The following is a 16,537-nucleotide window of genomic DNA, read 5'->3' on the forward strand; positions in this document are numbered from 1 at the left end:
TTAATCGTAAGTTTACAACCCCTAATTATTTAATTACATTACACCTATGTCACAATTTTGGATTTATTTTCAAATAGGATTAAAACACGTTTTAGATATCAATGCCTACGATCACGTTCTTTTTTTAATCGCCTTAACCGTTCCGTATCTTTTTAAAGACTGGAAAAGAATTTTTTTATTGGTTTCTATTTTTACAATCGGTCATACTTTGGCTTTAATTCTTTCTGTTTACGGCATCATTGCCATAAAAGTAGATGTTGTAGAATTCCTGATTCCGATTACAATTCTGGTAACAGCTCTTTATCATTTGTTTACGGCCGGAAAGACCTCAAAAAATGATGGCGTAAATCTGGTATTTTTCATAACTTTATTCTTTGGAATTATTCATGGACTTGGTTTTTCTAATTATTTCAAAACAATATTAGGAGGTTCTGCGACCTCAAAATTGTTACCTTTGGGAGAGTTTGCCTTAGGAATAGAAGCTGCTCAGCTAGTAGTGGTTTTTGTTGTTCTGGTAATTTCATATATAGTGCAGACCGTTTTCCGTTTTTCAAAACGCGACTGGGCACTTGTAATGTCGGCTTTTATTATTGGAGTTGTAATTCCGATGATTATTGAAAGCCCAATTTGGAACAGATAAATTTAAATGGAAGTAAAAAAACTGAATAAATACGATAAAGCATATCTGCGAATTGCAAAAGAGTGGAGTTTGCTTTCTTACTGTAAACGTAAACAAGTTGGTGCTATTATTGTAAAAGACAGAATGATCATTTCTGACGGTTACAACGGAACGCCATCTGGATTTGAAAATTGTTGCGAAGACGAAGACGGATTAACACGTTGGGATGTTTTACATGCCGAAGCAAATGCGATCCTGAAAGTAGCAAGATCAACGCAATCTTGTGAAGGAGCAACATTATATATCACGCTTTCGCCTTGCAAAGAATGCAGTAAATTAATACATCAGTCTGGAATAAAAAGAGTGGTGTACAAAGATGGATATCGTGATGATTCTGGAATTCAATTTTTAATAAAAGCAGGCGTAGAGGTAGAACATATTCCTGTTTTAGAAGAGTAATGAAATTTAATCCGAAATATTTGCCAATAGTCATAGGAGCAACTTTTGCTCTTGGAACAATTGCCGGTAGCCTTATGAATGCTCCTGCAAGCGACCAGCTTTTGGCTAAAAATTACTCTAAAACCAAACTTAATAAACTTATTGATTTTATCAATACCGAATATGTTGATAGTGTCAATACCGATTCGATTGTAAATCTTACAGTCGATAATATACTTTCTAAATTAGACCCGCATTCAGTTTATATTCCGCCAAGCGAACAAGCTGAGGTTGCCGAAAGCATGAAAGGTGATTTCGTTGGAATCGGAATCAATTTTTATATGTATAAAGATTCGGTTGCGATTATAAAACCAGTCGAAAACGGACCTTCAGCAAAAGCAGGAATAAAATCTGGCGATCGTATTTTATTTGCTGGAAAAACAAAATTGTACGGTAGAAAATTACCTTCAGATAGTTTATTCTCCAAATTAAAAGGACTTCAGGGTTCAGAAATCGAGCTGACTGTTTTTAGAAAATCAGAACAAAAGAAATTAAAATTTAAAGTAAAACGAGATATTATTCCTATCAAAAGTGTTGATGCTTCTTTGCTGTTAGGAAATAATGTTGGTTACATCAAAATTAATCGTTTTGCAGAAACCACTTTTAATGAGTTTAAAACTGGTTTAACGAGATTAAAACAAAAAGGAATTCAGTCCCTTGTAATTGACCTTCGCGATAATGGCGGTGGCTACATGGAAGAAGCGATTGCTATCGCCGATGAGTTTTTAAAAGACAAACAGTTAATCGTTTTCACAAAAAGCAAAAACGGCTCTACTGAAAAAACGTATGCTACAAAAGCAGGAAGTTTTGAAACTGGAAAAGTGTATGTTTTAATTAATGAAAATAGTGCTTCTGCAAGCGAAATTTTGGCGGGAGCAATCCAAGATAATGACCGCGGAACGATTGTGGGACGTCGTTCTTTTGGAAAAGGTTTAGTCCAGAGAGAAATGGACTTTAACGACGGATCTGCTGTAAGATTGACTGTAGCGCGTTATTACACGCCAACAGGAAGATCAATTCAGAAACCATATAAAAAAGGAAACGAAGAATATTTTAAAGAATCAGAATCTAGAATTGCTACTGGAGAGTTGTATGCAAAAGACAGCATAAAAGTAGCCGATTCATTAAAATTTAAAACTCCAAAAGGTAAAATAGTATACGGCGGCGGCGGAATTGTTCCAGATGTTTTTGTGCCAATGGAAGCAGAGCACGGAAATGAAAATGTTGCTTATTTGCTGCAAACAGGAATTGTTGGTCATTTTGTTTTCGAAGAATTGGATAAAAATAGAAATGCTTTTGCAGGTGATAGTTTTGCTGATTTTTTGGCTAAAATGAAAAACTCAGACCTATATTTCAAAAAATTCAAAAATTATATTTTGATGACAGGTCTGGATTTGAAATTAGATAAAACAAAAGCACTTGTAAACCGTCATATTACGGCTGAATTTGCCCGACAGCTGTATGGAGAATTGTATTATTATGATGTGATCTTAAAAGAAGATGCCATGATAAAAACAATTCTGAATCCGAAGAAATAACTTCAAATCTTTATAGCATGAAAATAGAAACCGTTGTTAATGCAGAAATTGAACTCCTAACTGCAATTAAAAAATCGGATGTTATGGCTTTGGAAACCATTCTTCATGATGATTTATTGTTTAATATGCCCGACGGGCAAACCATTACTAAAGATTTCGATTTACAGACCTATCGTTCTGGAAAGATTAAAATTGATTCTTTAGAAGGTTCTGATCAAATCGTTAATATAATTGGTGACTCGGCTGTAGTTACTGTTACAGTCGCATTAAATGGGGCTAACGATGGAAATCCGATTAATGGAGTTTTCAAGTATATAAGAGTCTGGAAAAAAATAGGAAAAAATTTGAAAGTTATAGCAGGAAGCTGTGTTCAGCTGGCATAGCTTGTATAAAAATATTCAGTCACTCCCAATAGCTATCGGGATGAGAATTAGCACAGATTTAAAAAATCCTTCTAATCTTTTTAATCTGGAGCTAAAGAAAAAATAGTAATCTTGAAGATTATTACACATTTAAATGTTTAAAAATGAAAAACCTAAAAAGAATAAGTTTTCTAGTGCTTTTAATGACTTTTGTAATCTCTTGTGCCACTATGAAAAACGATACAAATGCTGTAGTCTCAGGAAAGGTTGATGGTATAGAAGCTGGTAAAGATGGTTACACAGCCAAAATTACAACAGACGTCAAAGAAGTATACTTTGCAACAATTAGTATTGTAAACGTAGGCGGGCCTCAAAACTACAAACAACTAAAAATTGGAGATGTAGTATCTGTTAAAGGAGAAAAATGGAAAACCGAAGAGGAAAACCATATTAAAGTAACCCAAATCGTTTCGGTTAAATAAAAAAACAGTCACTCAAAAATAAACCATATAAGTGATATAAGTTCATATTATACTTTGTGTATAGATTAAATGGACTTATTCACTTATATGGTTTAATAATTTTATCGAATACTATCGTGAGCGTGAGTCTGTACGCCGTTATTCCATAAAGTAAGAATGTCTGTTGCTACAGCTGCACCACTTCCGGCAGCAATTGCCAACTGACTTCTCCAGCCAGCTAAAGTCCCGATTACATAAATGCCATCAGCAACTTTATGATCTTCATTTTTAAGTTGAATTCGCTGTTTTTCTGGAAGCGCTTTTTTGTGAGGTTCAACAAATTGCATTAAGCCTTCTATGTCGAAGGTATTGGCAGAACCAATTCCAACCACGATATTTTTTGTTTGGTATGAATTTTTGTTGGTTACGACAGTAAATTCTGGGTAACTGCCCTCAATTTTCATTACTTTTTCATTTGGAATCTGAGTAATGTGCGGGTACGTTGTCGCTAAATCCTGTATGCTTTCAGAAAGCAGTTCAGAACCTAATTTTCCTGATGTAATTCCGTAAGCGTTATAAAATATTGCCTCTTGTAAAGAAGAATTTTTCTGGTGGGTAAAAATTCCGATTTTTTTATCAGTAACAAAAGTTTTGTTTTTTGCGGACCCTAAGACTAGAGCACATGACATTCCAGATACTCCTCCGCCGATAATTAAAACATCAAACATATTATCTGTTATCATTCATTTTTTCTTCAATTCTTTTCGAAATCCTAAAAATCAAAAGAATCAAAACAGCGCAAAATGAAGCGGCGATTCCAATAAAAGCTACCATACTATCTCCTTGGAAAGGGTTTTGAAAGTCTAATAGCGTAATATTAAAAACGATTAAAGCTAATGCCAAAAGCACTAAGATTGAAGTGAAAATTTTCATAAGGTTGTTTTGTTTTTGTCTAAAAATAATAAAGTAAAACTTTATAGGAAAATTGCCTTAAAGTTGTATTTTAGAAATTTTACGGGGTAAATTTATAAAAATAAATTTTAGACAAACAAACCTTTAACATTAGCAGCGAATAATTTAACAGCAATCGCCAAAAGTATTACTCCAAATGTTTTGCGAACCACTCCAAGTCCGTTCTCTCCCAACAGATTTTCGATTTTTTTAGATGACTTTAAAACGATGTAGACCAATATAATATTCAATACAATTGCAATGATAATGTTGATTGTATGAAACTGAGATCGAAGTGATAATAAAGTGGTCATCGTTCCTGCTCCAGCGATTAGAGGAAAAGCCAGTGGTACAATAGAAGCAGACCCAGGTTCTTCATCACGATAAATTCTGATTCCTAAAATCATTTCTAAAGCTAAAAAGAACAAAACAAACGATCCCGCAACGGCAAACGAATGAACGTCGATACCAATTAAGTTTAGTAAACCTTCTCCAACAAAAAGAAAAACAATCATGATGGCTCCGGCCACAATAGAAGCTTTTTCAGATTCGATGTGTCCGACTTTAGCTCTTAAATTCACAATAATCGGAATTGAACCAACAATATCAATTACTGCAAAAAGCACCATACTAACGGTAATGATTTCTTTAAAATCGATTTCTAACATATCGCTTTGATTTTTAGGGTTTAAAAAACTGCTGCAAAAGTAGTTAATAAAGTTAGGTGTTTTTTCGATACAATGTATTTTTGTTATAAAAGCATCTATTATGTGTGTAAAATGTGATATTTATAACATTATTGTGTTTAAATTATTGATTCGGAGAAAAAAAGACGTTTTGTTTCTGAACTTAATTTATTTGAATGCTTGTCTTAATAAAGTTCATGAAATCAAACGTTAAAAAGTATAACTTACTGAAATTCAATTGGTAAATTTGTTGTAATTTCAAAAGAGGAGGTTATGAAAAAGATGATGTTTGTTATAGTTCTCTTGTGTTTATTGTTTTCGTTCAATAGTTCACAAGCCCAAATCTGGCAGCAAATAAAAAAAGCGGCTGAACAAAAAGCACAAAATAGCAGTAAAACTGCTGATCAAAATGCAAGTATGGAAAATGCTGTTTTAAATTATGGAAAAAATAAAGTTGATCCTTCGGTAGTTCCAGATTCTTACTCTTTTAGCTGGAAATATATTATGGAAATTAAAACGGATGAAGGCAAGGCAATGAATGCAAATTATTTTCTTGAGCCCAACGCTTCTTATTTTGCAATGAACATTGATCAGGGGAAAGGACAGAATATGATGATGATAATGGATTCTAAGAATAGTATAACGGTGACAGGTTTTGGTGACGGTAAAAGCAAAATGGCTACAGCTTCAAAAATGCCAGATTATTCGTCAATGGCAAAAAAGGAAGGAGAAAAGTCAAAATACATCATTAAGACATTACCGAATAAAACTTTTTTAGGATACAATTGTAAAGGAATACAAATGACAAACGATGAACACGATATTATTTGTTATTACACAAGCGAAGCAAAAGTGAGTTTTGGAGATATGTTTAAAAATCAAAAAGGCTGGAAAGTGCCAGATGAATTTGTAAATTACTTTAAGCCTGAAGAACGCACTCTGCTGATGGATATGACTATGAAAGATCTAAAAAGCAAGAAAGTGACAACGCTGAAATGTGTTAGTTTAGAAAAGAGCGCTTTTACATTTAATAAATCAGATTATAAATTTATGTAAAATGAGTTTGTAAGTCAGGTTATTTAGACTAAGAACATATATTTAGGAGTGTTTTTATTTCCTGAATCTTTAGTTACCTTTGCAAAATGTTTCAATTAGGAAAAACCATAGTATCAGAGGACATCCTCGAAAAAGAATTTGTTTGTAATTTATCAGCGTGCAAGGGAGCTTGTTGTGTTGATGGAGATGCCGGCGCGCCCTTAAACGAAGCCGAAACAAAAATTTTAGAAGAAATCTATCCAAAAGTAAAGCCTTTTTTAAGAAAAGAGGGAATTGCTGCAATCGAAGCTCAAGGAACTTGGGTGAAAGGAACTGACGGAGATCTCGAAACTCCGCTTATTGATAATAAAGATTGTGCTTACGTAATTTTTGACGGAAAAACCGCACTTTGCGGAATTGAACAAGCTTATAATCAAGGACTCGTTGACTGGAAAAAACCAGTTTCTTGTCATTTGTATCCAATTCGTGTAAAAGACTTCACAGAATTTGCTGCAGTCAATTACGATAAATGGGATATTTGTGATGATGCCTGTTCGTTAGGAAAAGAATTGGAAGTTCCAGTTTATAAATTCGTAAAAGAAGCGTTGATAAGACGTTTTGGCGAAGACTGGTACTTGGAGCTAGAAAAAGTAGCCGAAGAACTCAAAAATTCATAAAAACCCACAGCAAAAACTATAGTCTTTTTGACTACAACTTTTGATTCAAAAAAAATAAATTTTTGACTCGAAAAAAACTTTTTAAAACTATTTAAAATTTCTTGCTTTTTATTCTAAAAAGTCTATATTTTACAGGGCTTTTGAAGTGTAAAATAGCTTTTAAATCATTCATTTGCAGTAAATTAATTATTGTCTGAAAAATTTTTCAAATTTTAGCCTTTGTTAAAAACTACGTCCGATTGTGAATAAGTTTGGCTTTTATTTTTGCCGTTAAATGACAATCTTTGTAGTGCACTGAATGTGTAAAAATTCAATAAAAAAATTAACAGAATCTGTCATGTCACAAATCGAACCAATATTACAAGAAAATAAAAATCGCTTCGTTATTTTTCCGATTAAACATCATGATATTTGGGAGTGGTATAAGAAGATGGAAGCAAGTTTTTGGACTGCAGAAGAAATTGACTTACACCAAGATTTGACAGACTGGAATAATAAATTGAATGACGACGAAAGATATTTTATTAAACATATCTTAGCATTCTTTGCTGCTTCTGACGGAATCGTAAATGAAAATCTTGCTGAGAACTTTGTAAACGAAGTTCAATATGCTGAAGCAAAGTTTTTCTATGGCTTCCAAATTATGATGGAAAACATTCATAGTGAAACATATTCTTTATTGATTGATACTTATGTAAAAGACGAAGCAGAAAAAACAGAATTGTTTAATGCTTTGGAGGTATTCCCTGCTATTGCAAAAAAAGGAGAATGGGCTTTAAAATGGATCGAGTCAGATTCATTTGCTGAAAGACTTATTGCTTTTGCTGCAGTTGAAGGAATCTTTTTTTCAGGAGCCTTCTGTTCAATTTATTGGTTGAAAAAACGTGGTTTAATGCCCGGTTTAACTTTCTCTAATGAGTTGATTTCTCGTGACGAAGGCGTACATTGTGATTTTGCAGTTCACCTGCACAATCATCACTTGGTAAATAAAGTGCCAAAAGAAAGAATTAAAGAAATTATTGTCGATGCCTTAGATATCGAAAGACAGTTTGTAACTGAATCTCTTCCGGTAAGTTTAATTGGTATGAATGCAGGGTTAATGACACAGTACCTAGAGTTCGTAGCTGACAGACTTTTAGTAGAATTAGGTTGCGAGCGTGTTTACGGATCAGCGAATCCATTTGATTTCATGGACATGATTTCTCTTCAAGGAAAAACTAATTTCTTTGAAAAACGTGTTGCAGAGTATCAAAAATCTGGTGTGATGAACACAGACAGTGATGCTCAGAAAATTTCATTTGATGCAGATTTTTAGACAACAAAAATACTTTTAGTGTCTATCTTCTAGAGATACTAAAAAAAGATTACAAGAATATTTTAAGGTTGAATCTCTTTCCCCAAGTCGCAGATTCAATAGCAATTTTTGACGCATTTAAATTCGATTTTCGAATTTGAAACGAGTAACTATTGAGAATTTGGTAATTCTCAAAAAATAATTTAAAAACACGCAATGTTTAGGTGCTGGAGTTCGTTCTCTAGTTACTTTCATTTTTTCAATAACTATAAAAGGTAAGCTTATGTATGTAGTAAAAAGAGATGGCCACAGAGAGCCCGTAATGTTTGATAAGATTACAGAAAGAATCAAAAAATTGTGCTACGGCTTAAATGAGCTTGTAGATCCGGTAAAGGTAGCGATGAGAGTTATCGAAGGATTGTATGACGGAGTTTCGACTTCTGAATTGGATAATCTTGCGGCAGAAACTGCAGCATCTATGACAATTGCCCATCCGGATTATGCACAATTAGCGGCGCGTGTGGCAATTTCAAATTTACACTCTAATACAAAAAAATCTTTCTCAGAAACGATGAAAGATATGTATCACTACGTAAACCCAAGAAACGGTCAAGATGCACCGTTAATTGCTGATGATGTTTACAAAGTGATTCAAGAAAATGCTGCTTTTTTAGATTCTCATATTATTTATACAAGAGATTTTAATTACGATTACTTTGGTTTTAAAACTTTAGAGCGTTCTTATCTTCTTAAAATAAACGGAAAAATCGTAGAGCGTCCACAGCACATGTTAATGCGTGTTTCTGTTGGTATTCACTTAGATGATTTAAAATCGGTTATTGAAACTTACGACTTAATGTCTAAAAAGTTCTTTACGCATGCAACGCCAACGTTGTTCAATGCAGGAACTCCAAAACCTCAAATGTCTTCTTGTTTCCTTTTGGCAATGCAGGATGATAGTATTGACGGAATTTACGATACATTAAAACAAACAGCAAAAATCTCGCAATCAGCAGGAGGAATTGGACTTTCTATTCATAATGTTCGTGCAACTGGATCTTATATTCGTGGTACAAACGGAACTTCAAACGGAATTGTTCCAATGTTGAGAGTTTTCAATGATACAGCTCGTTACGTAGATCAAGGTGGTGGAAAACGTAAAGGAAGTTTTGCGATTTACATCGAAACTTGGCATGCAGATATCTTTGATTTCTTGGATTTAAAGAAAAATACAGGAAAAGAAGAAATGCGTGCGAGAGATTTATTCTTCGCAATGTGGACTTCAGATTTATTCATGAAACGTGTTCAAGAAGATACAACTTGGACTTTAATGTGTCCTAACGAATGTCCAGGATTATATGATGTTTATGGAGATGAATTTGAAGCTTTATACACTGATTATGAATTTCAAGGAAAAGGAAGAAAAACAATCCGCGCTCGTGAATTATGGGAGAAAATTCTAGAATCTCAAATCGAGACTGGAACACCATATATGTTGTACAAAGATGCAGCAAACCGTAAATCGAACCACAAGAATTTAGGAACAATTCGTTCTTCCAACTTGTGTACAGAGATTATGGAGTTTACTTCTAAAGATGAAATCGCGGTTTGTAACTTGGCTTCAATCTCTTTACCAATGTTTATTGATAATGGACAATTTGATCACCAAGCACTTTACAATGTTACAAAACGTGTAACTCGTAACTTGAATAAGGTAATTGACAGAAACTATTACCCAGTAAAAGAAGCTGAAAATTCTAACTTACGCCACCGTCCAGTTGGTTTAGGTGTGCAAGGTTTAGCAGATGCTTTCATCATGTTGCGTATGCCGTTTACAAGTGATGAAGCTAAAAAATTAAACCAAGAGATTTTCGAAACTTTATACTTCGCTGCTGTAACTGCTTCTATGGAAATGGCAAAAGAAGAAGGACCGTATTCTACTTTCGAAGGTTCGCCAATGTCACAAGGAGAATTCCAGTACAACATGTGGGGAATGAAAGATGAAGAATTATCTGGTCGTTGGGACTGGGCTTCATTAAGAAAAGAAGTTATGGAACACGGAGTTCGTAACTCTTTATTAGTAGCGCCAATGCCAACAGCATCTACTTCTCAAATTCTTGGAAACAACGAAGCTTTCGAACCCTATACATCAAACATTTACACTCGTCGTGTATTGTCTGGAGAGTTCATTGTAGTAAACAAACATTTACTAGAAGACTTAGTGAAGCTAGGTTTATGGAACGAAGATTTGAAACAAGAAATTATGCGTCATAACGGATCTGTTCAAAACATTGATAGAATTCCGCAAGATTTGAAAGATCTTTACAAAACCGTTTGGGAAATGTCGATGAAAGATATTATCGATATGTCTCGTCAAAGAGGATATTTTATTGACCAGTCTCAATCGCTAAACTTGTTCATGCAAGATGCTAACTATTCTAAACTGACTTCAATGCACTTCTACGCTTGGCAATCTGGTTTAAAAACAGGAATGTATTACTTAAGAACAAAAGCGGCTGTAGATGCGATTAAATTCACATTAAACAACGATAAAAAAGAAGAAACAGCTCCGTCATTAGTTCAGGAAACTGAAGCAATCAGCGTTGAGGATTACAAAGCGATGCTTTTAAAAGCACAAGCAGCAGATCCTGAAGATTGTGAAATGTGTGGGTCTTAATGATTTTAGATTGTAGATCTGAGATTTTAGATTTTTAAAATATGGAAAAGCAGTTATTGTAATGATAGCTGCTTTTTTTTAGTTGACATAATTGATAGATAATGGAAAAAATTACAAAGAGTATAAGAAATGAAATTTGTCTAATAGAAAATTTCCTTTCAGAAGGATTATTTATTATTCAACACAAAGATTGCTTTGCTATAAATACATGTGAATTTTTACTTTCCAAAGAAGTGGATAATAATTTTATTGAATATAGTCTAAAACTAAAAGATGAATTATTTTATGATCAAGTTACTTTTAAAAAGTTAGGTTTCAACGAAAATTTTAAAATTAAGTCAAGGGAAAATAAGTTTGTAGTGCCTTCAAGGAGTGTTAATTATTTGAAAGGTAAAAGATTTGTATCATCGAGTGAATTAAAGGGTAGGTTATCTAAAATATATTCAGAATCGTTTCCACTAAAGTCTCATTCAATATTTCGTTTAATTTTAAAAACAGAAATCGAACACTTAACTACAATATTTTTGGGAACAGATTATGTCTGTGATAAAATTCATTATGGTTTAGGATTATTTAAAATTGAAGTTGATGACGTAGTGTATCATATTTATAGGCATAAAATGAATAATGAGAATTATTTAATAATTGATTGCTTGAATAATTTAGATTTTTCTTCCTTTAAAAAAGTTAGTGAATTAATTATAAAATCAATCGCTTTCCTAACAGGAAATTGGTATCAAAAAGAATGTTATGTTTTTGCATATAGCTCTTCGGAATTTAGTAAAATAGATAGTTGTTATTATGAGTCTTTAGATGATTCTATTATCTCCAATCATGAAATAATAAATCCAAATCAATTTAGAAGTTATGTTGCAGATGATTATATAGAAAAGCAAAAGCTTTCAGATTTGCTTTTTTCAGAGAATAAAATGAGTGAATTTATAATCCAGTTAAAATCAAAACCAGAGCTTGAAAGAACAGTTGATTTGATTATTGAAGGTAACGGAATTAAATCTCCCTTAATTAGATGTAGTATTTTTAGCGTAGCGATGGAAACAATAGTTTCTTTAATACATAAAGAGAACAAAACGTTTTTTACACCTCTTAAAAGCACATCGGAGCTCAATGCTTTAAAAGAATCTTTTCGTTTAATTATCTCCGAAAACAAAGACAAATTCAATGATTTAGAAATAGAGGTTTTAAATAAGAAGATAGATTATTTAAATACTCCATTTAATGCAGATAAGTATTTATTAGCATATAAATTTTATCAAATTGAGTTACCAGAAAATTTAATTAAACTTTTAAAAACAAGAAATCTCTTTTTTCATGGATCAATCCCTTATAAAGGTCTGGAAGTAAAAACTAAAATGAAAGAGTTTAATCTTGATGCTGATAGAATTCATTTATTAGTTTCAATTTTAATATTGAAATATTTCAACTATAAAGGTCATATAAAAAATCACGCTGCATATAGAATGGAAACGGAGAATTATTACGATGAATTAGGACTTGAAATTCGAGAAAGCTCTTTTTATAGAATATAAAGTAAACAATATCCCCAAAAATTCCCCGTTCTAATTATTACCAAAGACTTTTCAAAACTCAGCACCTTAGAATCTCAGCGACTTAGCATCTTTAAAAGAATTAAACCTTTAAAAGAAATTCAAGTCTTATTGTAATAATTTCTGAACGATGAAAAAAAGCAGTCTTTGGTCCTTACGATTAGGCTTCTCAGGAAAAGAAGCCGATGAAATCGAGAAATTGGGAATTGAAAAATTTCTGAAAAAATCTTATGCTTCAAAAGTTGACAAACAACTCCCCGCTTTTTTAGAAGATGATCCTAAAACACTTCTTCAGCTAAAGGAATTAAAACAATCCATTAAAGATGCTGATTCAGTAGCTAAAAAGAAAGTCCTCAAAAGAGAAGTTTATTCGGCTATAGAATTCAGAAAGTGGTGGATTGATAAAATGCGCACAGATGAATTTCCGCTTCGCGAAAACATGGTCTGTTTCTGGCACAATCACTTCGTGTCGACAACTCAAAAAGTAAAGGTCAATTATTGGATTTATCAGCACAACATGATTTTGCGCGAAAACGCTTTTGGTAATTTTAAAGAATTAACCAAGCAGATTCTAAAATCGAATGCGATGATTAAATATTTGGATAATGTCGATAATAAAAAAGGCAAATTCAACGAAAATCTAAGTCGGGAATTATTGGAATTATTCACAATCGGAATTGGGAATTATTCAGAAAGCGATATTAAGAACGGCGCACGGGCTTTGGCTGGGTTAAATTATGGTGATGATGGCGCAGTTTATCGAAAAAATATAGAAGATAACAGCGATAAAACGTATTTCGGGAAAACCGGAAACTGGAAAGCAGATGACTTAGTCGATATTATTTTTGAACAGAAAAACATTCCATATTTAATCACGCGAAAAATTCTTAAATGGTTTGTTTATGATAATCCGCCAGAAGATTTGGTGGTTCATTATGGCGATTACTTTCGAAAGAAAAACTTTGAAATTGAACCTTTGCTGACCAAAATTTTCACAGAAGAATACGCGAAAGAAAATGCCGGAAACAAAATCAAAGATCCATTGGTTTATATTATTCAGCTTATTGATGAGTTAGAAATTAAAGATTTTGACAATGCTATGATTGCACTTTTCTTGAGACAGCAAGGAATGGATTTGTACAATCAGGTGAATGTAAAAGGTTGGGATGGCGGAAATTCATGGTTAACTTCTCAGGTTTATTTGCAGCGAAATAATACTTCAGATTTACTTTGTAATGGAAGGACAATTTCGAGAAAAATATTAAACACAATGGACGGGCAAATTCAGTCGCCAAAAGCAGAATTCGAAAAAATCGATGTGAAAATTGATTTTGATTCCAGCGGAAATAATAAAACCATTATTGCCCAATTATCGAATAGACTTTTATTTGATGTAAATGAATCGATGCAAAAAGACATGGAAAATCTTCTGAAATACGATTTTGATCCCAAAGATCCGCACGCTGAATTTGCTGTCGTCAGACTTTTTAATTATATCACAAAACTTCCCGAATATCAATTAATCTAAAAAGCAGTAATCATGAACAGAAGAAATTTTCTAACATTGACGGGAACTTTTACAGGCGGATTGCTTGTGCTTCCTGATTTTTTACACGCTTTTGGTTCTCAGAACAATTTGATTGTGGGAGAGCAATGCGTTGTTTTTGTACAGCTGAATGGCGGAAATGATGGTTTGAATACTTTTATTCCGTATGATGATCCTTTATATTATGACTATAGAACCAAAATAGCTTTAAATAAAGATTTAGTGATTAGTAAAAATAAAGGAATGGCTTTTCATCCTTCGTTGAAAGATTTCGCTCAAATGCAGCAAAATGGCGATTTAACGGTAATTCAGAATGTGGGTTATCCAGAACCAATTCGTTCCCATTTTAGAAGTCAGGAAATTTGGCAGACTGCAACCGATTCTAATAAATATATAAATGAAGGCTGGCTTGGAAGATTTCTGGATTTGCAATGCAACGGACATCAAGCGACCGCAGGAATCAATTTAGATTCGATTGATAATTTGGCTTTAAAAGGAGTAGAGCCAAATTTTATAACAGTAAAAGATCCGAACCGATTTAAAGTAAAATCAGATAAAGAAGAAGATGTGACTTTATCCAAAAATCCGCATTTAGATTTTGTTCGTAAAATCGCCAATTCGGTAACTGAAGGTTCAGATGAAATTCAGAAAGCTTTGGCAAAATCTAAAACAGAAATCAGTTATCCGAAAACAGAATTATCCAAAAATCTCGAATGGATTGCGCGATTGATAAAAGGGAATCTTAATTCTAAAGTATATTATACATCCTTGAACGGATTTGATACACATGACAATCAGCTTTCGATCCACGAACGAAAATTAACTGATTTAAACGATTCTTTATATAGTTTTTATTCTGATTTAAAGCAGTCACAGTTATTGCAGAATGTAACAGTTGTAGTTTTTTCAGAATTCGGGCGACGAGTAAAAGACAATGGCAACGGAACAGATCATGGAACCGCAGCTCCAATGTTTATTATCGGTGGAAATAATAAAGGAACTATTTTAGGAAGAAATCCAAATCTGGCAAACTTAGATAATGGCGATTTAAAATATGAAATTGATTTTAGAAGTGTGTATGCTTCTTTATTAAAAGAGAAAATGAACTTCGATTATTCAAAAATTGGAATTTTGAATAAACCAGTTTCGGGGCTGTTTATATAAATAGTAATCTTGTCATTTCGAGGAACGAGAAATCTTCGCAAGTAACTCCATAATCAAAATCGCCAATCTTGGTCGAGCTTCTTGTGGAGATTTCTCGTTCCTCGAAATGACAAAAACACCGAGAGTAATCTGTGTAATTTGAATGAATCAACCACAATGATTTGCGTTAATTCGTTAATTCGTGGCGAAAAAAACTTAGCATCTCAGCAACTTAGAAGCTCAGAATCTCGTTTTAATATTCTCATTTTAAGCCGTTTTTTTTATATTATCATACAAAACCTGCTAAATTTGTTAAGAAATCCTTTTTTGTTTCATAAAATGCAATCTTTTTTTTGGTGCACTAAAAATAATTTATACATTCGCAGAGAATTTAAAACAAAACACAAACAAAATGGCAAGTAACCGTTTTTATTTTAGCAACTCTTTTTATTTCTTCTTTAGTAGAAGTGAGGATTGTGCTATGGTTATTTGAGATCAAATTTTAAGACAAATAAAACTAATATACAATCCTGATGCAAATCAGGATTTTTTTTTGACTATATGACAACGAAAATTGCAATACAAGGTATTAAAGGATCATTTCATCATCAGGTTGTAAAAGAGTATTTCTCTGAAAATGTGGATATTGATGAATGTCTGTCTTTTGAAGAATTGATCGATAGCCTTATTGCTGGAAAATCTGATCAGGCTGTTATGGCGATCGAAAATTCAATTGCGGGGCCAATTATCCCAAATTATGCATTGATTGACAAGAACAATCTGCACATCATTGGAGAGCATTATTTAAATATTCAGCAGAATTTAATGGCTTTAAAAGGTCAGAAAATTGACGACATAAGAGAAGTTCATTCACACCCAATGGCACTTTTGCAGTGTATGGATTTCTTGAAACAATATCCAAATATCAAATTGGTTGAGGATAAAGATACAGCTGAAACAGCTAGAAGAATTCAGGAAAAACAATTGACTGGAATTGCAGCGATTGCAAGTGTAACCGCTTCTGAAATGTACGATCTAGATATTATTGCATCATCGATTCAAACGATTAAAAACAATATGACTCGTTTCGTAATCATCAAAAAGCAAAATTCATTTTTGCCAGAAAGCGAAATCAATAGAGCCTCTGTGAAATTTGAATTAGATCACAAAAGAGGAAGCTTAGCAGCAGTTTTAAATGTAATGAGCGATTGCAAACTGAATTTGACAAAAATCCAGTCGCTTCCAAAAATTGAAACACCTTGGAAATATTCATTCTTCGTAGACGTAACATTCGAGAAATACGAAGATTTTGCAAAAGCCAAAGCGTTATTAAACATAATGGCAGAATATTTTAAAGTGTTGGGAGAATATAAGAATACAAAACCTTTGACTGAGTCATAAAGTTGATTTTAGATTGAAGATTAACCAAATAAGATTTTAGATTGTCAGGTTGAGCGGAGTCGAAGCCTATGTTTCAATTGGAAA

16 protein-coding genes are annotated in these 16,537 nt (G+C 33.0%); 13 read left to right on the forward strand and 3 right to left on the reverse strand.

The window, feature by feature from the left end; all coding sequences use genetic code 11:
- The first annotated feature begins 46 nt into the window (after positions 1–46).
- The 5 genes from LPB248_RS13550 (at position 47) to LPB248_RS13570 (ending at position 3,499) form a co-directional block, all read left to right on the forward strand.
- Positions 47–640 (forward strand): HupE/UreJ family protein, encoded by a 594-nt coding sequence (locus LPB248_RS13550; RefSeq protein ID WP_177211914.1) that lies wholly within the window; start codon positions 47–49, stop codon positions 638–640.
- 6 nt (positions 641–646) lie between these two features.
- Positions 647–1,078: a deoxycytidylate deaminase gene (locus LPB248_RS13555; protein ID WP_012022621.1), complete on the forward strand. Its 432-nt coding sequence runs from the start codon at positions 647–649 to the stop codon at positions 1,076–1,078.
- A complete protein-coding gene (locus tag LPB248_RS13560) occupies positions 1,078–2,655 on the forward strand; it encodes a S41 family peptidase (protein WP_177211915.1) in 1,578 nt (525 codons plus the stop codon). Before LPB248_RS13555 ends, LPB248_RS13560 begins: the two co-directional genes overlap by 1 nt.
- Before the next feature lie 17 nt (positions 2,656–2,672).
- A complete protein-coding gene (locus tag LPB248_RS13565) occupies positions 2,673–3,038 on the forward strand; it encodes a nuclear transport factor 2 family protein (protein ID WP_177211916.1) in 366 nt (121 codons plus the stop codon).
- Positions 3,039–3,181: 143 nt separating this feature from the next.
- Entirely contained in the window at positions 3,182–3,499 is a 318-nt protein-coding gene (locus LPB248_RS13570; RefSeq protein WP_177211917.1) for a hypothetical protein, read from the forward strand.
- Positions 3,500–3,600: 101 nt separating this feature from the next.
- On the opposite strand, the gene LPB248_RS13575 is transcribed toward LPB248_RS13570, so the two are convergent.
- The 3 genes from LPB248_RS13575 to LPB248_RS13585 form a co-directional block, all read right to left on the reverse strand.
- Positions 3,601–4,206: an FAD-dependent oxidoreductase gene (locus tag LPB248_RS13575; protein ID WP_177212548.1), complete on the reverse strand. Its 606-nt coding sequence runs from the start codon at positions 4,204–4,206 to the stop codon at positions 3,601–3,603.
- Between the two features lies 1 nt (position 4,207).
- A complete protein-coding gene (locus tag LPB248_RS13580) occupies positions 4,208–4,411 on the reverse strand; it encodes a hypothetical protein (protein ID WP_095928256.1) in 204 nt (67 codons plus the stop codon).
- A gap of 107 nt (positions 4,412–4,518) precedes the next feature.
- Positions 4,519–5,097 carry a MarC family protein gene (locus LPB248_RS13585; RefSeq protein ID WP_008465051.1) on the reverse strand — a complete coding sequence of 193 codons (579 nt, stop codon included), beginning with the start codon at positions 5,095–5,097 and terminating at the stop codon, positions 4,519–4,521.
- 291 nt (positions 5,098–5,388) lie between these two features.
- Here LPB248_RS13585 and LPB248_RS13590 point away from each other — a divergent pair, with 291 nt between their 5' ends.
- The 8 genes from LPB248_RS13590 to LPB248_RS13625 all read left to right on the forward strand — a co-directional run bounded on the left by LPB248_RS13590 (position 5,389) and on the right by LPB248_RS13625 (position 16,453).
- Positions 5,389–6,171 carry a DUF4412 domain-containing protein gene (locus LPB248_RS13590; protein ID WP_177211918.1) on the forward strand — a complete coding sequence of 261 codons (783 nt, stop codon included), beginning with the start codon at positions 5,389–5,391 and terminating at the stop codon, positions 6,169–6,171.
- 86 nt (positions 6,172–6,257) lie between these two features.
- A complete protein-coding gene (locus LPB248_RS13595) occupies positions 6,258–6,827 on the forward strand; it encodes a DUF3109 family protein (protein WP_177211919.1) in 570 nt (189 codons plus the stop codon).
- A 337-nt stretch (positions 6,828–7,164) separates the two neighbouring features.
- Positions 7,165–8,142, forward strand: coding sequence for a ribonucleotide-diphosphate reductase subunit beta (locus LPB248_RS13600; RefSeq protein ID WP_109190762.1), 978 nt, complete (start codon positions 7,165–7,167; stop codon positions 8,140–8,142).
- Positions 8,143–8,404: 262 nt separating this feature from the next.
- A complete protein-coding gene (locus LPB248_RS13605) occupies positions 8,405–10,798 on the forward strand; it encodes a ribonucleoside-diphosphate reductase subunit alpha (protein WP_177211920.1) in 2,394 nt (797 codons plus the stop codon).
- A 101-nt stretch (positions 10,799–10,899) separates the two neighbouring features.
- Complete coding sequence (locus LPB248_RS13610; RefSeq protein WP_177211921.1) at positions 10,900–12,345, forward strand: hypothetical protein; 1,446 nt, start codon at positions 10,900–10,902, stop codon at positions 12,343–12,345.
- Positions 12,346–12,493: 148 nt separating this feature from the next.
- Positions 12,494–13,891 (forward strand): DUF1800 domain-containing protein, encoded by a 1,398-nt coding sequence (locus LPB248_RS13615; RefSeq protein ID WP_177211922.1) that lies wholly within the window; start codon positions 12,494–12,496, stop codon positions 13,889–13,891.
- Between the two features lie 12 nt (positions 13,892–13,903).
- Complete coding sequence (locus LPB248_RS13620; RefSeq protein ID WP_177211923.1) at positions 13,904–15,073, forward strand: DUF1501 domain-containing protein; 1,170 nt, start codon at positions 13,904–13,906, stop codon at positions 15,071–15,073.
- A gap of 540 nt (positions 15,074–15,613) precedes the next feature.
- Positions 15,614–16,453 carry a prephenate dehydratase gene (locus LPB248_RS13625; RefSeq protein WP_177211924.1) on the forward strand — a complete coding sequence of 280 codons (840 nt, stop codon included), beginning with the start codon at positions 15,614–15,616 and terminating at the stop codon, positions 16,451–16,453.
- The last annotated feature ends 84 nt before the right edge of the window (positions 16,454–16,537 follow it).

This window comes from Flavobacterium sp. LPB0248 (assembly GCF_013388355.1).
GTDB lineage: Bacteria > Bacteroidota > Bacteroidia > Flavobacteriales > Flavobacteriaceae > Flavobacterium.